Consider the following 18,837-nt stretch of genomic DNA (forward strand, 5'->3'; position numbering starts at 1 on the left):
TGCGATATCGGTGTGTTACGAATGGACGGTGCGTACGTCTTCCACACTGCCGACCACCCGGCGTCCGGCGCTCCCTCGGTCCGGCCATGAGTCACCCGAATCCGGACACGCGGGCAGCGGGATCGTGGGATCGGCCACGCATCGGGTCGCGGTCCTCGTCTACGACGGGGTCAAAATGCTGGACGTCGTCGGCCCGGCGGAGGTGTTCGGCGAAGCGAACCGGCTCGGTGCCGACTACACGATCACGCTCGTGTCTCCGACCGGTGCCGATGTCACGTCGTCCATCGGGATCCGGATCGCGGTCGACGGCGCCGCCACGGAGCTCGCTGCTGACACGTTCCTGGTGGCCGGCGCGGACCTCTACCCGCGCACACCTGTGCCGCGAGATCTGATCGAGGCCACGCGAACGCTGGCGGTCCGGGCCGGCCGGGTCGCGTCCATCTGCACCGGAGCGTTCATCCTCGGCGCCGCCGGTCTCCTGGACGGCAAGCGCGCGACCACGCACTGGAAGGTCGCGCACGAACTCGCCGCCCGCTGCCGGGCCAGCCGCGTCGAACCCGACGCGATCTACGTCCGCGACGGCACCACCTACACCTCGGCGGGGGTGACCGCGGGCATCGACCTGGCACTGGCACTCGTCGAGGAGGACCACGGCCCCGACCTGACCCGCGATGTCGCCCGCGCCCTGGTGGTCTATCTGCAGCGTTCGGGCGGCCAGTCGCAGTTCTCCGCCCCCCTGCAGGGACCGCCGCCCCGATCTCCGGCCGTCCGCAGAATCACCGACCTGATCACGGCGAATCCCGGGGGAAACCACTCACTCGGCGAACTCGCCCAGCAGCTCAATGTGAGCCCTCGCCACCTCACACGGCTCTTTCGCGAAGAGCTGTCCACCACACCGGCCCGTTACGTGGAAATGATCCGGTTCGACATGGCGAAAGCCCTGCTCGACCAGGGGCATACCGCGACGCAGACGGCGTCCCTCGCCGGATTCCCGAATTACGAGAGCATGCGGAGGGTTTTCGCAAGGGAATTGTCACTGAGCCCCGCCGCGTACCAGCGCCGCTTCAGCACAACACGCCGAGCCGACGAAGGGCGGCAGTAGGACGAAGCTGTCACCGCACGGACACCGATGCGTCTCCGGCAGGTGCACTGCGACCATCCCTGCCTCACCCGCGCCGCCCAGAGTCGTGGACAAACGGGACGCATATGTCCCCCTGGCCCGTACGGCGGTCAGCCCTCGGCCGTGAGCTTGCCGAGTCGGTCCAGCAGGTCGTGCAGGAGGGGGGCCATGTCGGTCTCCTCCGCCGCGGTGATCCACCGCTCGAAGCCGACCTTGAACACGGCCACCCCGGTCTCCGCGGCCAGGGACGCGGTCGGCTCCGGCACGCCGCGGTCCCGGAGGGCGTCCGCGAGGGCGGTCGCGAGCGCGGCGAGTTTGATCAGCTCGCGTTCCCGGAGCTCCGGGTGGGCGGCCACCACCGCCTGCCGGAGCAGGACGTGCTCGCGGCGGCCGGTGAACATCTCCGAGGCCGCGTCGAGTCCGGCGCCGAGCACCTCGGCCAGCGGCGCGGACGGCGGGGCCGTCGCGACGGCGGAGACGACCAGTTCCTGGAGCGGGGAGCCCGCGAAGAGCACCTCGCGCTTGTCGGCGTAGTGCCGGAAGAAGGTGCGTTCGGTCAGGCCCGCCTGCCGGGCGATCTGCGCCACGGTCGTCTGCTCGTACCCCTGCTCGCTGTAGAGCTGCAACGCCGCCGCCGCCAGACGCTCGCGCGCGTTCGGCTCCCATCTGCCCATGGCCGAATCCTACGCGATGACAGTGACTGACATCGAGTGCTACCGTCGATGTCAGTCACTGTCATCGATAGTCAGGGGTTCTCCCATGCGTGTCTTCGTGACCGGCGCGTCCGGCTGGCTCGGCTCCGCCGTCGTTCCCGAACTGCTCGACGCCGGCCATCAGGTGCTCGGGCTGGCCCGGTCGGACGCCTCCGCCGCCGCGCTCACCACCGCGGGGGCGGACGTGGTGCGCGGCACCGTCGACGATCTCGACGTGCTGCGCGAGGCCGCCGCCGCGACGGACGGCGTGATCCACCTGGCCTTCAAGCACGACATCGCCTTCACCGGTGACTTCCGCGGGGCCGCGGAGGCCGACCGCCGTGCCGTGGACGCGTTCGGCGAGGTGCTGGCCGGTTCCGACCGGCCCTTCGTGCTCGCCTCGGGCCTGCTGGGCATCGCCCCCGGGCGGGTGGTGACCGAGCAGGACATGCCCGCGGTCGACGACTCGGCGTTCTCACTGCGCCACGCCACCGCCCTCGCCGCGCTGCGACTGGCCTCGCGCGGTGTGCGCTCCTCGGTGGTGCGGCTCGCCCCCACCTGCCACGGGGAGGGGGACAACGGGTTCATGGCGGCGCTGGTCGCCATCGCCCGGGAGCGGGGCGTCTCCGGGTACGTCGGGGACGGCGCGAACCGCTGGCCCGCCGCGCACCGGCTCGACATCGGGCGGCTGTTCCGGCTGGCCGTGGAGAAGGCTCCGGCGGGTTCGGTGCTGCACGGAGCCGGCGAGGAGGGCGTCCCGATCCGTGACGTCGCCGAGGTGATCGGCCGCCACCTCGGGGTGCCGGTCGTCTCCGTGGCGCCCGCCGACGCGACCGAGCACTTCACCTGGCTCGGCGGTTTCATCGGTCTGGACAACCCGGCCTCCAGCCTCGCGACCCGGGAACTGCTGGACTGGCGCCCCTCGCACCCGGGCCTGGTGGAGGACCTCGACAAGGGCCACTACTTCGGCCCGGCCGCCTGACGCACGGGAGGGCGAACCGTCGCCGGCCGCCCCGCTGCCGCCCTGTGTGCCGCCGGCGAGCAGCGGGGCCGAGCAGCGGGGCGGGGGCCGGCGCGAGTGGCGAGGGCGAGGCGGACCGCCCCGGGAGGCGGGAGCTCCGCGACGGGCTCGAGACTCCGCCTCGCGCCCGGCCGGGCTCAGCCGTGGTTGCGGTCGGTCGCCCCTGCCACGGGGGACGCGCCGCCTGCGACCTGTGCGGAGTCCGGGCCGTCCTGCGCGGTGATCACCTTCGAGGCACGGCTGCCCCGGTCGAGGACACCGCCGGTGACGGCCAGGGCGAGGCCGGCCAGGGCGAGCGCAGCGCCGACCAGGTCGGGGGCCGCCCAGCCCCAGCCCGCCGAGATGACCAGGCCGCCCAGCCAGGCGCCGGCCGCGTTGGCCATGTTGAACGCGGAGTGGTTGGAGGCCGCCGCCATGGTGGGAGCGTCCTTCGCGTTGATCATCAGGAGCATCTGGACGGGTGTGGTGATCAGCGCGCCCATCGCGCCGATGAGGGTGACCGTCACCAGCGCCGGGATCGTGCTGTGCACCGTGAAGTAGAAGGTCACCAGCCCGGCCGCCAGCAGGACGATGCCGGCGTAGAGCGTCGGGCGCAGGGCGCGGTCGGTGAGGGGGCCGGCCACCAGGGTGCCGACGGTCATGCCGACGCCGTAGAGGGCGAGGACCAGGGTGGTGGAGGAGTCGGAGATGCCGGTCAGGTGGGTCAGCATCGGGACGAGGTAGCTGTAGACGGCGAAGAAGCCGCCGAAGCCGACGACCGCGGTGGCCAGTCCGATGAAGACCTGGCGGTTCCCCATCGCCCGCAGTTCCTGACGGATGCCCGCCTGCGGGCCGCGCGGCTGGTGGGGGACGAGGAGGGCGAGCGCGGCGAGGGCGACCAGGCCGATGACGGCGACCGCGCAGTAGGCGTAGCGCCAGCCCAGATGCTGGCCGAGGGCCGTACCCGCGGGGACTCCGACGATGTTCGCGATGGTGAGGCCCAGGAAGACCCGGGAGACGGCGCGTGCGGCGCGGTCCGGGGCGACCAGCCTGGAGGCGACGACGGCGCCCACGCCGAAGAGCGCGCCGTGCGGGAGTCCGGCCAGGAAGCGGGCGGCGAAGAGCAGACCGAAGTTCGGGGCGAGCGCGGACGCCGTGTTGCCGATCACGAAGAGCCCGGTCAGCAGGAGCAGCAGCCGTTTGTGGGGCACGCGCGCGCCGATGCCGGTCAGCACGGGGGCTCCCACGACGACGCCGAGGGCGTAGGCCGAGACGAGGTTGCCGGCGTGCGGCACCGACACCCCGACGCCGTCCGCGATCTGGGGCAGCAGCCCCATGGTGGCGAACTCGGTGGTGCCGATGCCGAAGGTGACGACGGCGAGGGCCAGCAGAGCCAAGGGCATGGTGAGCAGGGGCCTTTCGAGGACGGTGGTCCGGGGACGGCAGAGGGCGCGGAACGGGAACGGGCCCGGACGGCTTCTCCACCTCCGGGGCCGACCGCGCCGAGCACCCTTGCCCAGCACACCCCAAGAACGTTGCAGCGCGATGGCGTGCGCGCGCATTCCTGACTCACCGCTCACCACGCGGTGACAAGTGTCACCCCTGCCGTGCCACCCCCGACGTGTCACTCCCGTCGTGTCACCCGGTGGCCGTCTTCAAGGCTCCGCTGGACACCGAACCCGGCCGCCCGCACCCACTTGACGGATCGTCACCTACCGCTCCAGAAAGAGGAATTCACCCCGAGGGACTGGCGCACAACACGTGGCAGCAGGTATGTCATGCCTCTGACAGCGGTTGGCACTCCGTGCCCCGCCAGAGTGAAGGGAATCCCCGTGCGTCTGCGCCCCCTGCGCGTCCTGTGCTGTTCCGCCGTCCTCGCCCTGTCGGCGCCCGTGCTGCTTCCCGGCACCGCGTCGGCGGCGGTGCCCACCTCCTCGGTCTACCTCCAGAACTACGTCACCGGCCTCGACGCGGCCGACAGCGGGGGCACCGTCGTGGCCCACAACCCCAAAGGCAACGAGGACCACCAGCAGTGGACGCCGGTCGCGGTCGGCGGCGGATACCAGCTGCGGAACGCCGACGAGTCCGGCACCTGCCTGGGACGCAGCGGCACCGCCGCGGTGACCGCCGCCTGCGGCGCCGACGGCACCACCTGGACCGTCGCTCCCGGCACCGACGGCACCTACACCGTCACGGTCCCCGGCACCGCGCAGTACCTCACCGGCTCGTCCTCGGACACCGGCGCCGTGCAGCTCGGCTCCTCCGGCGACCTCGCCCGCTGGTACCTCACCCCGGTCTCCTACGCCACCTCGGCGATGCCCTCCGCGGACACCCGTACCCTCGACCAGGTCACCTTCCTCACCGCGCACAACGCCTTCGCCAACGGAGCCGACGGCAACTTCGCCTCGTTCCCTGTCAACCTGTTCCCCAACCAGAACTACGGCATCAGCCGCCAGCTGAACGACGGCGTGCGCGGCTTCATGCTCGACGACTACACCGTCTCCGGACAGGCCGTGCTCTGCCACAACAGCTGCGACGGCGTGAGCAGCCCCGTGCCGCTCGCCACCGACCTCCAGCGCATCGTCGACTTCCTCAAGGCCCACCCGGGTCAGTTCGCCACGGTCTTCCTGGAGGACTACGCCTCGTCCGACGTGCTGAAGTCGTCCCTCGCGTCCGTCAGCGGCCTCTACGACGTGCTGTACCGGCCGGACCAGGAAGGCGTGGCCACCAAGGGCTGGCCCACGATGGCCGATCTCGCCGCCCGCGGCAAACAGCTGCTGATCTTCAGCGACCGCACCCGGGCGAGCGACACCGCGAACGGCTGGACCACCCGCGACACCTTCGGCGTGATGTACCAGCGCGAATGGACCGTGGAGAACTACTGGTCCATGGGCGGCGGAATCGGCGACTCCGACTGGTCCTGCTACAGCCGCTGGGGCACCGGCAGACCCCTCACCACCGACTCGTCCGCCTTCCACCCGCTGTTCGTCATGAACCACTTCCGCGACTACCCCATCGCCTCCACCGCCGCCACCGACAACGGCAAGCTCCTCAACCGCGCCCAGAACTTCTGCACCCCCGCCGCCCGCAAGAAGCCCAACTACCTGGCTGTGGACCGCTATGACACCGGCTCCCCCACCCCGCTGTCGGCCGTGGGCACCCTGAACACCTACATCCTCGCGCCGGGGCAGTGACCGCGCCGGTAGCCGTGCCGCCCCGAGCAGCGTTCATGCGGGTGGGCCGGGAAATGGACCACCGCTCCCGTATCCGGCCTGCCAGCATGTGCGCATGACGACAACATCACACGACCGCACCGTCCCCGGGACGGTGGTGGCGCGATGAGAGCGGTCCGGTTCCACGGCTACGGCGGGATCGAGGTGCTGCGGGTCGAGGAGGTGCCGCGGCCGGCGCCGGGCCCCGGGCAGGTGCTGGTCGAGGTCCGGGCCGCCGGAATCCAGCCCGGTGAGGTGATGATCCGCGAGGGGGCCCGGCACGGGCGGTGGCCGGCCACGTTTCCCTCGGGGCAGGGCAGCGACCTGGCCGGTGTCGTGGTCGAAGCCGGTCCCGAGGTGCGGGGTTTCGCGGTCGGGGACGAGGTCCTGGGCTTCACTCACCAGCGGGCGAGCCATGCGGAGCTCGTCGTGGCGGAGGACGTGAACCTGGTCTCCCGCCCGGAGGGACTCGCCTGGGACGTGGCGGGGTCACTCTATGTGGCGGGCACCACCGCCTACGCCACCGTGTTCGCGGTGGACCCCCTGCCGGGTGACACCGTGGTGGTGTCCGGCGCGGCCGGCGGGGTCGGGTCGCTCGCCGTGCAGCTCGCACGGCGGCGCGGTGCCACCGTCATCGGCCTGGCGAGCGAGCGCAACCACGCCTGGCTGGCGGACCACGGAATCGTTCCGGTCAGCTACGGGGCGGGGGCCGCCGAGCGGGTCCGGCGGGCCGCGGGCGGCAGCGTCGACGCGTTCATCGACACCTTCGGCGACGGCTATGTGGAGATGGCCGTGGAACTCGGGGTGCGGCCCGAGCGGATCAACACCATCCGTGACTGGTCCGCCGCGGGCAAGGTGGGCGCGCGGACCTACGGTGAGGGCTCGGCGGCCTGCGCGGTCGTGGTCGGCGAGCTCGCCCGGCTCGCCGCACGCGGGGAACTGGACGTGCCGATCGCCGGTACCTATCCGCTGGAGCGCGTGCAGGACGCGTTCCGTGACCTGGAAGGGCGGCACGTCCAGGGCAAGATCGTCCTCAGGCCGTAGCGGTCGAGCAGGGCGCCGGATGCGGCAGAAGCACCGGCAGCGCTGATGAGCTGCGGGTTCACCCGGTGGCGGGGAGCGTCGGGGCGCAGGGTGCGGACCCCTCGGGGCATGCTGGAACCATGATGGTGCTCGCCGTGCTCTTCGCCGTGCTGGGTGCCGTCAGCAATGCGACGGGCACGGCCTTCCAGCGCAAGGCCGCGTCCACCCTGCCGGGCCGCACCGGACTGCGCCTGCTGCTCGCGCTGGCCCGGCGTCCCGCCTGGGCCATCGGGATCGCCGGGGTCACGGGGGCCGCGGTCTTCCAGGCGCTCGCCCTGATCAACGGCCCGATGGCGCTGGTGCAGCCGCTGTTCATGCTGGAGCTGCCGTTCGCCCTGCTGATCGCCATGCCGTTGCTGCACCGGCGGCCGAACCCGGCGGGCTGGTGGGCGATCGCGGGTGTGGTGGCCGGTCTCGCGCTGCTGCTGGCCTCGGCCGCGCCGCACGGCGGCCGGCAGCAGGCGTCGATGGTGCGGTGGATTCCGGTCCTCGCCTGCGCCCTGGGCGCCATCGCCGTCACCGTGCTGCTCGTGCGGTCCTCGTCGTCCGCGTTGTTCCGCGCGGCGGCCCTGGCCACGGGCGCCGCCGTCGGCAACGCGCTGGCCGCCGCGTTCATGAAGTCGGCCACGGACCGGCTCGCCGACGCGGGGCTGGTCGCCTTCCTCACCACCTGGCAGACCTACGCCTGCGCGCTGACCGGGATCGCGGCGCTGATGTTCCTGGAGAACGCGCTGCAGGCCGGACCGCTGGTCGCCTCCCAGCCGGCACTGACCATCGGCGACGCCGCGGTGAGCCTGTCACTCGGCGTCATCCTGTTCGGCGAGTCGGTCCGTACCGGCTGGTGGCTGCTGCCCGAGGCGATCGGGGCCGGCCTGATCCTGTGGGGCGTCGTCCGACTGACCCGGGTCGTACCGCACCTCAAGGACGTCACCGGGTGAGGCCGCACCGCGGTCGATGCCGTCCGGCCCCCGGCAGTTCAGTGGGTGTTACACAGACCCGCCGCTCGCGCGTCGCGGGCGCGGTGAGATGATCACCAGGTGGGGTGGAAGAACTCGTTCGGCGCCGGACGCGCCGACCCGACACGCCGTGATCCGGCGTCCCTGATCACCGAGTAGCCCTTCCACTCCCCCGGAAGGGGAACAGAAGTGTCCGTGTTTCAGCGCATCCTGGTGGCCGTCGATCCCAGCCCCGCCCGCCGCTCCGCCGTGAGGCTGGCCGGCGAGCTGGCACAGCTGACGAACGCCGAGGTCCGCGTCGTACACGTCATCACGTCCGCCGTCTCCATGGCCACGGTCGTCGCGCTGGAGGACGACACGGAGGCGCAGGCCGTCCTGGACGAGGCGCTGGCGGATCTGCGCGACCAGGGGGTCAAGGCCGAGGGAACCCTCGTGCGGGGGCTGACGACGCAGGTCGCGGATGCCATCTCGGAGACCGCGGCGGAGTTCGGCGCCGATCTCATCGTGCTCAGCCCCCACCACCGCGGCGCTGTCGAAGCGCTGTTCGACCCTCGGGTCAGTGACGCCGTCGCGCACCGCACCGGCACGGCGGTCCTGCTCGCCCCGGCGGGCGACGTCAAGGCCTGACCGGAAGGTTCCCGTGGTTGCGGCTCGCCGTGGACACCTCCGGTCCGCGGCGGGCCCGTCGGCGGGTCACCGCCGCCGCCAGGGCAGCGCTTCCTGTGCGTCGCCGTCGGCGTCCATCCGCTGCAGGGCGGCGTTGATCGCCTCGCCGATCTCGGCGAACCGGGTCACCTGCTCGGGGGTGAGAACGTCGAAGACGGCACGGCGGACCGCCTCGACATGGCCCGGGGCCTCGCGTTCCAGGAGGGCCAGGCCGGCCGGGGTCAGGACGGCGCGCTGGTTCCGGCGGCTGGCGGGGTCCTCGCGGCGGTCGACATAGCCGGCCTCCTGGAGACGGGTCACGGCGTGGGTGAGCCGGCTTCGGGTGATCTTCAGGCGTTCGGCCAGCTGGGACATGGTCAGACCGTGGTCCCGGACCGAGGACAGGTGGGCGAGCAGCGTGTAGTCCGCGTGGGTCATGCCCGCGTCGCGCCGCAGCTGGCGGTTGAGGTGGTCGGACAGGTGGGTGGAGAACTGGACGTAGGCGAGCCACGCCCGCCGCTCCTCGGGGTTCAGCCAGCGTGGCGTCACGGTCATGCGGGTACCCTAACGGGCATTGTTTGACTGTTCAAACGAAAGCTCCGGTCCCGACTCCGTCAGGGCTCCTCGGTCCCCTTCGGCTCCTCCGGCACGCCGACCGAGGGTGCCAGAGCGACGAACAGCGGGAGCCTGTACAGCGGTGGCGGTTCGCCTGCGAGTCCCAGTCGCTGCCAGGCCAGCTGAGCCGAGATCTTCAGCACCCTTCGGGCGCGCATGACGAGCAGGAAGGCGAGCGGCAGCTCCACCAGCACGGCCGAGGCCGTGCTCACCCACACGTCGCCCCTCCCCCAGCTCAGGGAGATGTCGAACCAGGCGTCGCAGACCAGCAGGGTGGCCGCCACGAAGGACATCGGTATCAGGGCCTGCCGTCTCAGCCAGACCGCCACCCCGGCGCCGACCAGCGACACCATCAGCATCACGTCGAAGCCCACCCAGACCATGGGCCAGTACCGGGCCTCGAAGCGATCGGGCAGCGAGACGGCGAGGTAGACGGTCCAGGGGACGAGCACCACGACGCACAGGGCGAGCTGCGCCACAGCCCGTCGATGGCGGCGGCGCACCACAGGGCTGTCCGGTGAGAACGCCTGGGCCGTCATGGCCGTCGAGGCGGAGTGATCGGTCTGGTCGCTCATCCTTGCCTGTCCCTGATGTCGGCTGCCGGCCGTGCCGACTCCGTCGGTGACCGCGCTTGTGGTCGCGTCGCACGGGCCGCACACGAGCGGGAGGGGACCACGCCGTCACACCCGCTGATCGCTCTTCGATGGTACGGCGGCATACCGGTGACCAACCGTGCCCAAGCCGTTTCCGAAGCGGCCCTCTCCAGCATGGAGACGTCAGCGGAGGTCGCTGACGTCGACCGAGAGTGGAGATCGTCATGGCCGAGAACACCGAACTCGTCGAGGCGGAGTTCGTCCTGTCCCTGCAGAGCATGGAGGTCGAGACCCCGACCAGTTCCATCGTCTTCAGCTGCAGCTCCTGCGCCATCACCAGCTGCTGACAGGCACCGGAACACGGCGGTCCCCGACGGTGCCGGCCCACGCGCCGCAACCCGTCCGGGACCGCCCGCGGGGATCGCGTTCACGAGGACGAGAAGGGGGCGGCCCGACATGCAGTTGCCGTGGGAGAACGTGCTGTCGTACATGAACCACGATCCGCGGTGGTTCGAGGACTTCGGCCGGCGGGAGCCGGGCAGCGAGCACCTGAGCATCTACCGGGCGACGGTGCCCGGCAGCTGGCGCACCTGGCGCCGGGGGTACTGGATGATCGCCGAACCGCCCGACGCGCCCGTGGTCGGCGAGGGCTGGAAACTGCACGTCGCGGCGACCTCCCGCACCAGCGCCGAGACATTGCGGCGGTCGCTGCCCGTGCTGCGCGACGCGGGGGTGCGCTTCAAGTTCCTGATGGACCCCCTGGCGGTGCGCGAGGCCAACGGAAAGTCGTTCCCGCGCGCTTCGAGCGGGAAGTTCATCACCGTCTACCCCGCCGACACCCCGCAGTTCCACGCCGTCGCGTCGGAACTGACCGAGGCGCTGAAGGAGTTGGACGGGCCGTACATCCTGTCCGACCGGCGCTGCCCCGGTTCGAAGGTGGTGTCCTACCGCTACGGCGGCTTCGTCAGCCGCTTCGCGCTCGGGCCGCTGGGTCTGCGGAACCTGCTGATGCAGGCCCCGGACGGCTCGCTGGTGCCGGATGTGCGCACCCCTTTCTGGTCCGCGCCGAGCTGGGCGCGGGATCCGTACGCCGGTACGGAGCGGGCGGCGGGCACGGCCCCGGGTGGCTCGTCAGGCGCCGGCCGGGGCCTGCTGAACGGCCGGTTCACGGTGGAGAGCGCGCTGGCCTTCAGCAATCGTGGCGGCATCTACCGCGGCGTGGACACCGAGACGGGCGCGGACGTCGTCCTGCGCGAGGCGCGGCCCGGTGTCGAGGTGGGCCCGGAGGGCATCGACGCGGTGCGACTGCTGCGCCACGAGTACGAGTTGCTCACCGAACTGGCCGACACCGGCCTGTTCGTGCGCCCGGTCGCGTTCTTCGAGGAGTGGGAGCACGCGTTCATCGCCGAGGAGCACGTCGAGGGGGGCCATCTGGGGCATCTGAGTGTCGCCCACAACCCGCTGTACGGGCTGGACCTCACCCCGGCCGCGCTGACCGACTACTACGACCGGTTCCGGCTGCTGTGGCTGCAGGTGGCGGACGCGATCGCGGCCTGTCACGAACGCGGCATCGTGCTGGGCGACCTGTCGCCGACCAACATCATGGTCACCGCGGACGACCGGATCCGGGTCATCGACCTGGAGTCCGCCTTCCACGAGGACCGCGGCGGCGGCGCGGGGCTGGGCACCCCCGGCACGGTAACCCGGCGCGCGGTGGCCGCCGGCCGTGGCGACCGGCGCTCCGACTACTACGCGCTCGGCGGGATCATCCTGTGCTGCGTCCTGACCTGCCAGCAGAACGACCTCGTCGAGCACGCCGTGCCGCTGCGCCTGCTCGACGCGGTGGCCGACGACCTCGCGCTGCCCGGCGAACTGGTCGCCCTCGTCAGGGAACTCTACGACGAGGACGCACCGCTGCCCGACCCGGCGGAACTGCGCCGCCGGCTGGCCGAGCTGCCGTTCACCACCGCGTGGCGCCGGACCCCGCCGCTCGCCCACCGCGTGACACCGGACGAAGGGTCCGGGGCCGAGCTGCACCGGCGGATCGCGACCGTCCTCGACGGCGTGACGCAGTACCTCTACCGCACCGCCGACCCGCACCGCGAGGACCGGCTCTTCCCTGCGGACATGCTGGTCTTCGAGACCAATCCGCTCTCGGTCGCGCACGGCGCCTACGGCTGCCTCTACGCCCTGCACACCATGGGCGCGACGGTGCCCGACACCCTCCTGGCGTGGGCCCTGCGCAAACCGACCGGGCACACCGCACTGCCGCCCGGCCTCTACTACGGTTCGGCGGGCGTCGCCTGGGTGCTGTCGGCGCTGGGTCACCGCGAGGCGGCCGCCCGGATCCTGCGCGACGCCGGCGGACATCCGCTGCTGTACGCCGAACCGGGCGTACTGACCGGCGCCGCCGGACACGGGATGGCGTGCCTGCGGCTGTGGCGCGACACCGGCGGGGGCGAGTTCCTCGACCGGGCCCGCGAGATCGGCGCACACCTCGCGCGGACCGCCCGGCACGAGGACGGCCGCGCGCACTGGCCGGGCTCCGGCCGGCACGTCCCCGTCGGCTACGGCGAGGGCGCCTCGGGTGTGGCCATGTTCCTGCTGGCCCTGCACGCGGCGACCGGCGACCGGACCGCGCTGGAACTGGGCCGCGCCGGCCTGGAGTTCGACCTGTCCTGCGGCACGTACTCGCCCACCGGCCTGCTGTCCTTCCCGGCCGTCGCGGCCACCGGCGAACCGGCCTCCGTCCTGCGCCACTACTGGGACGAGGGCACCGCCGGCATCCTGACCACGCTGCTCCGCTACCACCAGGTGACGGGGGACGAGGCCCTGGGCAAGCGCGTCGCGGAGCTGCTGCCGGACGTACGGCGGAAGTACACGACGTTCCCCCAGCTGTTCCACGGGCTCAGCGGCCTCGGCAACGTCCTGCTCGACGCCTACGAGTTCCTGGGCGACCCGGAGTTGCTGGGCGACGCGCGGCGAGCGGCGGAGGCGGTGCTGTGCAGCGCCGTGCGACGGCCGGAGGGCGTGGTCTTCCCGGGTGAGCAGACGGTACGGGAGAGCGGTGACCTGGCGACCGGTTCGGCCGGTGTCGCCCTCTTCCTGGACCGGCTGCACAGGGCCCGCCCCGGGGCGCGCACCAACACGAACTTCCTGCTGGACGACCTGCTGACGATGCCGGGGAGCGTCGCATGACCGCCACCGTGCCCCTGGACGAGGTCGGAGCTCCCCGGCTCGGCCGCAACCGGGCGTTCCGGCTGCTGTGGATCGGACAGGCGCTGTCGGACTTCGGGTCGTCGATGACGTTCGTCGTGCTGCCGCTGGTGCTGCTGGCGGCGGGCAGTTCGGCCACGGCCGCCGCGACCGTCGGCACGGCCTCCCTGGTCGTCGCGCTCGTGACCCGGCTGCCGGCCGGCTACCTGAGCGACCGCCACGACCCGCGCACCCTGATGCTCCTGTGCGACCTGATCCGCATGACCGCCGTCGGGGCGGTGGCCGTATGGGTGCTGCTGCGCCCGGTGCCGATCGCGCTGGCGCTGGCGGCCGTGATCGCGTCCGACGCGGCGCTGGAGGTCTTCCGGCCGGCTCAGAACAAGGTCGTCCGACGCGTCGTGCCGGCCGGACAGCTGGGCACGGCGATGTCGTTGAACCAGGCTCGGGCCTACGGTGCCGACATCGCCGCACCGGCCGCGGCCGGGCTGCTGCTGTCGCTGTCCCCCGCCGTGCCCTTCACGGTCGACGCCCTGACCTTCGGCGTCTCCGCCCTCTGCGTCAGCAGGGCGGTCCGCGCGCGGCGGGCAGGCCGGCGCGCGGCCGGCCGCGACGCGGGCGCGGCGGAGCCGGGGCCGGCCCGGCAGCCGTTCCGGGCCGAATTCACCGCGGGGTGGCGGTACTTGGTCAGGGACCGGTTCATGCGCCGCTGCGCCGCCTACTTCGCCGGTCTGAACGTGGCGTTCTCCGCGCTGGCGTATGCCCTGATCCTCGGCGTGGGCCGGCTGCCCGACGGACCGGTGCTGGTGGGTACGGCCATGAGCGCGGCGGCCGCCGTCGGTCTGGCCGGCTCTCTGCTCACCCCTCTCCTCCAGCGCCACGTGCCCCTGAAGGCGACCCTGGCGCTGACACCCGCGCTCGGCGCCACGCTGCTGGCCCTCGCCTGGAGCGGGGGCGGCACCGTCGCGTTCGTCGGCGGCTTCTGCGCGCTGTGCCTGCTCACGCCGGTGGGCACGGCGACGTTCGCCACGATCATGGCGGTGGCCGTGCCGGAGGAGATCTACGGCCGGGTCACCACCACCAGCAGCCTCCTCGCCCAGTTCCTCCAGCCCTTCGGGCCGCTGGCCGCCGGACTGCTGCTGGCCCGTCTGTCGCTGCCCGGCACCGCCGCGGTGTTCGCGGGGGCGCTCGCCCTGCTGGCCGGTGTCCCCCTCGCCCTGCCCGTGCCGCCCCGGCCCGGCCCCCCGACCGAGGACAGGAGTTCCCTGTGAACACGCCACAGAGCCAGGACACCGCCGGCCGCGCCGTCCCCTCGGTCCCGCTGTCGGTGCTGGAAGTGGGCGCGACGGACGGCCGGCTCCCGGCCGCCCAGGTCGTCCGGGAGATCGCCGACGTCGCCCGGGTCGCCGACGAGTGCGGTTACCACCGCTTCTGGGTCGCCGAGCACCACGGCTCGCCCGATGTCGTCAGCAGCGCTCCCGCGGTCCTCATCGCGCACCTCGCCGCCCGCACCCGTCGCATCCGGGTCGGTTCGGGCGGGGTGATGCTGCCCCACCACGCCCCCTACGTGGTGGCCGAACAGTTCGCCACCCTGTCCGCCCTGTACCCCGGGCGGATCGACCTCGGGGTCGGCCGCTCCTCCAGCACCGCCGGGACCCCGGCCTACCGGGCGCTGCTGGAGGCCGCGCTGCGACGCGACGCGCGGGCGACGGTCGAGTTCCCCGCGCTGCTCGACGAACTGACCGGTTTCCTGGGCCCGTCGGCCCCCGCGGCACCGCTCCCGGACAACCCTTCCCTCTTCCTGTCCCCGCGGGTCACCGCACCGGCCGGGGTCTACGTCCTGGGCGCGGGGGAGAGTTCGGCACGCATCGCCGCGGAGCGCTCACTGCCGTTCGTCTACGGCCATCACCTGGGCCGCTCCAAGTGCCGTCCCGCGGCGGTCGAACGCTACCGGGCGGCCTTCTCCCCCGGCCCGCACGGTGCCCGCCCCTACGTCATCGCCTCGCTCAACGTGCTCTGCGCGGAGAACGACGCCGAGGCCGAGCGTCTGGCCCTGCGGGCCGCGGGCCACACCGTGGTCCGGCGCACGGGGGCGGCCGCCGGACAGCCGCTGTCGCCGACCCGGGAGGAGTTCCTCGCCCGCCGGTTCCTGGCGGACCAGCAGGTGGTCCACGGCGGCCGCGCCACGGTCACCACGGCTGTCCACCAGGTGGCGGGCGCGCTGGGCGCCGACGAGATCATGCTGGTCCCCTTCGACGTCACCGCGACGGGGCGCGGCCGGACCCTGCGCCTGCTCACGGGTCGACGGGCGCCGGCCTCGGCGCCTGTCGCGGTGCGCTGATCAGGTTCCTGCCGCCGGACAGCATGGACCGGTACCTGGCTTCGAGCACCGGGCTCGGTCCCAGCCCGAACTCCCGTGCCAGCACCTGGCGGTACTCGTCGTAGACGGCGAACGCCTCGGTCTGCCGCCCCAGTTGGAACAGCGTGTCCATGTGTGCGGCGCGCAGCCGTTCGCGGTGCGGATGCAGTCCGGTCAGCTCGCCGATGGTGCCCGCGACGACCTTGGCGTTGCCCAGCGCCAGCTCGGCCTCCGCCCAGTCCTCGTAGACCTGCAGGTACTGCCTGCCCAGGTGGTCGGCCTCCTCGGACAGGGCCCGCGAACAGCGCAGTTCCGGCAGCGCGGGTCCGTTCCACAGGCTCAGCGCCCGGCGCAACAGCCCGGCCGCCGCAGGGAGGTTCCCCTGGTCCGCGGTCTCCCGGCCGGCATCGGCGAGCTTGCGGAACCGTAAGGAGTCCAGTTCCTCGTCGCCCACCGACAGCAGGTAGCCGCCGGTATGGCGGACCAGTCGTCCGCCCGCGCCGACGTCGGCCAGGAGTTTGCGCAGGGCCCAGACATAGACCTGGATGTTCTTGCGTGCCGTCCTCGGCGGCTCGGCCTCCCACAGGGCGTCCGTCAGCACGTCGATCCGGACGACGGTGTTGGGGCGGCACAACAGCATGGCGAGGAGCACGCGTTGTTTGAGTGGCCCGACGGACCGGGGCCCGTCGGCGCCGCCGTGGGCGACGGAGAGCGGACCCAGCACGGAGAACCGAACGGTGCCGGGCCGCGGAACGGCCGCTCCTTGTCCCATCATTACCCCCGTTTCGGACGCATCTCGCGGCCTTCGCCGGGCCGCAGGACGACAGAGTGATCCTTCGTCCCCGCCCTGTCGCGTCCCGTTCCGTTCAACGGACCCGGACGACCGGTGCGCCGTCCGCGCCACGATCGAGGTCTCACGTGCCGGAAGCTGTCGGTCGCCTGTCAGAGTCCCGGAGTCTCACCCGCCGACGTACTCCGCGAGGTGCTGGGCGGTGAGGGTCGAGCGGGCGGCCACCAGGTCGGCCGGGGTGCCCTCGAAGACGATCCGGCCGCCGTCGTGGCCGGCGCCGGGGCCGAGGTCGATGATCCAGTCGGCGTGGGCCATCACCGCCTGGTGGTGCTCGACGACGATGACCGACTTGCCGGAGTCGACCAGCCGGTCCAGCAGGGCGAGGAGCTGCTCGACGTCGGCGAGGTGCAGGCCCGCGGTCGGCTCGTCGAGGACGTAGACGCCGCCCTTGTCGGCCATGTGCGTGGCCAGCTTGAGCCGCTGGCGCTCACCGCCGGACAGGGTGGTGAGCGGCTGCCCGATGGTGAGGTAGCCGAGGCCGACGTCCTCGAGACGCTGGAGGATGCGGTGGGCCGCCGGGGTGTGCGCCTCGCCCGCGCCGAAGAACTCCTCGGCCTCGGTCACCGGCATCGCCAGCACCTCGCTGATGTCACGGCCGCCGAGACGGTAGTCGAGGACCGACGCCTCGAACCGCTTCCCCTCGCACTCCTCGCAGGTGGTGGCCACGCCCGCCATCATCGCCAGGTCGGTGTAGACCACCCCGGCGCCGTTGCAGGTGGGGCAGGCGCCCTCGGAGTTGGGGCTGAACAGGGTGGGCTTGACGCCGTTCTGCTTGGCGAAGGCCTTGCGGATCGGGTCGAGCAGGCCGGTGTACGTCGCCGGGTTGCTGCGCCGGGAGCCGCGGATGGCGCCCTGGTCGACGGAGATCACCCCGGCCCCGGCCGGGATCGAGCCGTGCACCAGGGAGCTCTTGCCGGAGCCCGCGACACCGGTCACCACGGCCAGGACGCCGAGCGGGATGTCGACGTCGACGCCCCGCAGGTTGTGGGTGGACGCGCCACGGATCTCCAGCGTGCCGGTGGGCTTGCGGACGGCGGCCTTGAGCGAGGCCCGGTCGTCGAAGTGGCGGCCGGTGACGGTGCCGCTGGTGCGCAGCCCCTCGACGGTGCCCTGGAAGCACACGGTGCCGCCGCCCGCCCCGGCACCGGGGCCGAGGTCGACGACGTGGTCGGCGATGGCGATGACCTCCGGCTTGTGCTCCACGACGAGCACGGTGTTGCCCTTGTCGCGCAGCCGCAGCAGCAGGCCGTTCATCCGCTGGATGTCGTGCGGGTGCAGGCCGGTGGTGGGCTCGTCGAAGACGTAGGTGACGTCGGTGAGCGAGGAGCCGAGGTGGCGGATCATCTTGGTGCGCTGCGCCTCGCCGCCGGACAGTGTGCCGGCCGGGCGGTCGAGCGAGAGGTAGCCGAGGCCGATCTCCACGAACGACTCCAGGGTGTGCCGCAGCGTGTCGAGGAGCGGCGCCACCGAGGGTTCGTCGAGGCCGCGCACCCACTCGGCGAGGTCGCTGATCTGCATCGCGCAGGCGTCGGCGATGCTGATGCCGTCGATCCTGGAGGAGCGGGCGCCCTCGCTCAGCCGGGTGCCGTCGCAGTCTGGGCAGGTGGCGAAGGTGACAGCGCGCTCCACGAACTCGCGGATGTGCGGCTGCATCGACTCCTTGTCCTTGGAGAGCATCGACTTCTGGATGCGCGGGACCAGACCTTCGTAGGTCATGTTGATGCCCGCGATCTTCATCCGGGTCGGCTCCCGGTACAGGAAGTCCTGCAGCTCCCTCTTGGTGAACTTGCTGATCGGTTTGTCCGGGTCGACGAAGCCGGACTCGATGTAGAGGCGGGAGTTCCAGCCGCCGCCCTTGTAGCCGGGGACGGTGATCGCGCCCTCGTTCAGGGACAGGTTCTCGTCGTAGAGCTGGGCGAGGTCGAGGTCGGTGACGGCGCCGCGGCCCTCGCAGCGCGGGCACATGCCGCCGGTGATGCTGAAGCTGCGCCGTTCCTTCACCTTCTGCCCGGCGCGTTCCACGGTGACGGCGCCCGCCCCGCTGATCGAGGCGATGTTGAAGGAGAACGCCTTGGGCGAGCCGATGTGCGGCTTGCCGAGGCGGCTGAAGAGGATGCGCAGCAGGGCGTTGGCGTCGGTGGCGGTGCCGACGGTGGAACGCGGGTCGCCGCCCATCCGCTGCTGGTCGACGATGATCGCGGTGGTCAGTCCGTCGAGGACGTCGACCTCGGGGCGGGCCAGGCTGGGCATGAAGCCCTGGACGAAGGCGGGGTAGGTCTCGTTGATCAGCCGCTGCGACTCGGCGGCGATGGTGTCGAACACCAGGGAGCTCTTGCCCGAGCCGGAGACTCCGGTGAAGACCGTCAGCCTGCGCTTGGGGATCTCGATGCTGACGTCCTTGAGGTTGTTCTCCCGCGCGCCGTGCACGCGGATCAGGCCGTGGCTGTCGGCCACGTGCAGCGTGGGCGTCGTCGTCCCGGTCTCTTCGGCCATGCTCGA

At 72.2% G+C, this 18,837-nt stretch carries 16 protein-coding genes; 10 read left to right on the top strand and 6 right to left on the bottom strand.

The window, feature by feature from the left end:
* Nucleotides 1–124: 124 nt before the first annotated feature.
* Complete coding sequence (locus AB0M11_RS09055) at nucleotides 125–1,102, top strand: DJ-1/PfpI family protein (RefSeq protein ID WP_365702986.1); 978 nt, start codon at nucleotides 125–127, stop codon at nucleotides 1,100–1,102.
* Between the two features lie 128 nt (nucleotides 1,103–1,230).
* Here the strand turns inward: AB0M11_RS09055 and AB0M11_RS09060 are convergent, their stop codons facing one another.
* Nucleotides 1,231–1,794, bottom strand: a complete 564-nt coding sequence (locus tag AB0M11_RS09060; RefSeq protein ID WP_365702988.1) for a helix-turn-helix domain-containing protein — start codon at nucleotides 1,792–1,794, stop codon at nucleotides 1,231–1,233.
* Between the two features lie 85 nt (nucleotides 1,795–1,879).
* Here AB0M11_RS09060 and AB0M11_RS09065 point away from each other — a divergent pair, with 85 nt between their 5' ends.
* Nucleotides 1,880–2,794 (top strand): SDR family oxidoreductase, encoded by a 915-nt coding sequence (locus tag AB0M11_RS09065; RefSeq protein WP_365702990.1) that lies wholly within the window; start codon nucleotides 1,880–1,882, stop codon nucleotides 2,792–2,794.
* Between the two features lie 176 nt (nucleotides 2,795–2,970).
* Here AB0M11_RS09065 and AB0M11_RS09070 read toward each other — a convergent pair whose 3' ends face one another.
* Nucleotides 2,971–4,215, bottom strand: coding sequence for an MFS transporter (locus tag AB0M11_RS09070; RefSeq protein WP_365702992.1), 1,245 nt, complete (start codon nucleotides 4,213–4,215; stop codon nucleotides 2,971–2,973).
* A 435-nt stretch (nucleotides 4,216–4,650) separates the two neighbouring features.
* Here AB0M11_RS09070 and AB0M11_RS09075 point away from each other — a divergent pair, with 435 nt between their 5' ends.
* The 4 genes from AB0M11_RS09075 to AB0M11_RS09090 all read left to right on the top strand — a co-directional run bounded on the left by AB0M11_RS09075 (nucleotide 4,651) and on the right by AB0M11_RS09090 (nucleotide 8,690).
* On the top strand, nucleotides 4,651–6,006 hold the full coding sequence (locus tag AB0M11_RS09075; protein ID WP_365703119.1) for an RICIN domain-containing protein: 1,356 nt from the start codon (nucleotides 4,651–4,653) through the stop codon (nucleotides 6,004–6,006).
* Nucleotides 6,007–6,150: 144 nt separating this feature from the next.
* The gene (locus AB0M11_RS09080) at nucleotides 6,151–7,068 is read left to right on the top strand and encodes an NADP-dependent oxidoreductase (RefSeq protein ID WP_365702995.1); all 918 of its coding nucleotides are present in this window, start codon (nucleotides 6,151–6,153) and stop codon (nucleotides 7,066–7,068) included.
* A 119-nt stretch (nucleotides 7,069–7,187) separates the two neighbouring features.
* Nucleotides 7,188–8,045: a DMT family transporter gene (locus AB0M11_RS09085; protein WP_365702997.1), complete on the top strand. Its 858-nt coding sequence runs from the start codon at nucleotides 7,188–7,190 to the stop codon at nucleotides 8,043–8,045.
* 213 nt (nucleotides 8,046–8,258) lie between these two features.
* Nucleotides 8,259–8,690 carry a universal stress protein gene (locus tag AB0M11_RS09090; protein ID WP_365703121.1) on the top strand — a complete coding sequence of 144 codons (432 nt, stop codon included), beginning with the start codon at nucleotides 8,259–8,261 and terminating at the stop codon, nucleotides 8,688–8,690.
* 66 nt (nucleotides 8,691–8,756) lie between these two features.
* On the opposite strand, the gene AB0M11_RS09095 is transcribed toward AB0M11_RS09090, so the two are convergent.
* Both AB0M11_RS09095 and AB0M11_RS09100 read right to left on the bottom strand, forming a co-directional pair.
* Nucleotides 8,757–9,263 (bottom strand): MarR family winged helix-turn-helix transcriptional regulator, encoded by a 507-nt coding sequence (locus tag AB0M11_RS09095; protein ID WP_365702999.1) that lies wholly within the window; start codon nucleotides 9,261–9,263, stop codon nucleotides 8,757–8,759.
* A gap of 59 nt (nucleotides 9,264–9,322) precedes the next feature.
* On the bottom strand, nucleotides 9,323–9,898 hold the full coding sequence (locus AB0M11_RS09100; protein ID WP_365703001.1) for a hypothetical protein: 576 nt from the start codon (nucleotides 9,896–9,898) through the stop codon (nucleotides 9,323–9,325).
* A 242-nt stretch (nucleotides 9,899–10,140) separates the two neighbouring features.
* Between AB0M11_RS09100 and AB0M11_RS09105 the strand changes: the two genes are divergently transcribed.
* From AB0M11_RS09105 to AB0M11_RS09120, 4 genes are all read left to right on the top strand, one after another.
* Nucleotides 10,141–10,263, top strand: a complete 123-nt coding sequence (locus AB0M11_RS09105; protein ID WP_365703003.1) for a hypothetical protein — start codon at nucleotides 10,141–10,143, stop codon at nucleotides 10,261–10,263.
* A gap of 109 nt (nucleotides 10,264–10,372) precedes the next feature.
* A complete protein-coding gene (gene lanKC / locus AB0M11_RS09110) occupies nucleotides 10,373–13,114 on the top strand; it encodes a class III lanthionine synthetase LanKC (RefSeq protein WP_365703005.1) in 2,742 nt (913 codons plus the stop codon).
* Entirely contained in the window at nucleotides 13,111–14,400 is a 1,290-nt protein-coding gene (locus AB0M11_RS09115; protein WP_365703007.1) for an MFS transporter, read from the top strand. Before lanKC ends, AB0M11_RS09115 begins: the two co-directional genes overlap by 4 nt.
* Nucleotides 14,397–15,470 carry an MsnO8 family LLM class oxidoreductase gene (locus AB0M11_RS09120; RefSeq protein ID WP_365703009.1) on the top strand — a complete coding sequence of 358 codons (1,074 nt, stop codon included), beginning with the start codon at nucleotides 14,397–14,399 and terminating at the stop codon, nucleotides 15,468–15,470. The genes AB0M11_RS09115 and AB0M11_RS09120 overlap by 4 nt, the downstream gene beginning before the upstream one ends.
* Here AB0M11_RS09120 and AB0M11_RS09125 read toward each other — a convergent pair.
* The gene (locus AB0M11_RS09125; protein WP_365703011.1) at nucleotides 15,424–16,212 is read right to left on the bottom strand and encodes a BTAD domain-containing putative transcriptional regulator; all 789 of its coding nucleotides are present in this window, start codon (nucleotides 16,210–16,212) and stop codon (nucleotides 15,424–15,426) included. The two genes, AB0M11_RS09120 and AB0M11_RS09125, sit on opposite strands and share 47 nt — an antisense overlap.
* Before the next feature lie 234 nt (nucleotides 16,213–16,446).
* Entirely contained in the window at nucleotides 16,447–18,831 is a 2,385-nt protein-coding gene (locus AB0M11_RS09130; protein WP_365703013.1) for an excinuclease ABC subunit UvrA, read from the bottom strand.
* Between the last annotated feature and the right edge of the window lie 6 nt (nucleotides 18,832–18,837).

Origin of the sequence: Streptomyces sp. NPDC051987, assembly GCF_040680735.1 — a bacterium.
Classification (GTDB): Bacteria; Actinomycetota; Actinomycetes; order Streptomycetales; family Streptomycetaceae; genus Streptomyces.

What these genes read in the sequence shown, in the direction of transcription:
- AB0M11_RS09085 (WP_365702997.1), top strand. Translation starts at nt 7,188, where the DNA reads ATGATGGTGCTCGCCGTGCTCTTCGCCGTGCTGGGTGCCGTCAGCAAT.
- AB0M11_RS09060 (WP_365702988.1), bottom strand. Translation starts at nt 1,794, where the DNA reads ATGGGCAGATGGGAGCCGAACGCGCGCGAGCGTCTGGCGGCGGCGGCG.
- AB0M11_RS09080 (WP_365702995.1), top strand. Translation starts at nt 6,151, where the DNA reads ATGAGAGCGGTCCGGTTCCACGGCTACGGCGGGATCGAGGTGCTGCGG.
- lanKC (WP_365703005.1), top strand. Translation starts at nt 10,373, where the DNA reads ATGCAGTTGCCGTGGGAGAACGTGCTGTCGTACATGAACCACGATCCG.
- AB0M11_RS09070 (WP_365702992.1), bottom strand. Translation starts at nt 4,215, where the DNA reads ATGCCCTTGGCTCTGCTGGCCCTCGCCGTCGTCACCTTCGGCATCGGC.
- AB0M11_RS09100 (WP_365703001.1), bottom strand. Translation starts at nt 9,898, where the DNA reads ATGAGCGACCAGACCGATCACTCCGCCTCGACGGCCATGACGGCCCAG.
- AB0M11_RS09115 (WP_365703007.1), top strand. Translation starts at nt 13,111, where the DNA reads ATGACCGCCACCGTGCCCCTGGACGAGGTCGGAGCTCCCCGGCTCGGC.
- AB0M11_RS09130 (WP_365703013.1), bottom strand. Translation starts at nt 18,831, where the DNA reads ATGGCCGAAGAGACCGGGACGACGACGCCCACGCTGCACGTGGCCGAC.
- AB0M11_RS09065 (WP_365702990.1), top strand. Translation starts at nt 1,880, where the DNA reads ATGCGTGTCTTCGTGACCGGCGCGTCCGGCTGGCTCGGCTCCGCCGTC.
- AB0M11_RS09095 (WP_365702999.1), bottom strand. Translation starts at nt 9,263, where the DNA reads ATGACCGTGACGCCACGCTGGCTGAACCCCGAGGAGCGGCGGGCGTGG.
- AB0M11_RS09105 (WP_365703003.1), top strand. Translation starts at nt 10,141, where the DNA reads ATGGCCGAGAACACCGAACTCGTCGAGGCGGAGTTCGTCCTGTCCCTG.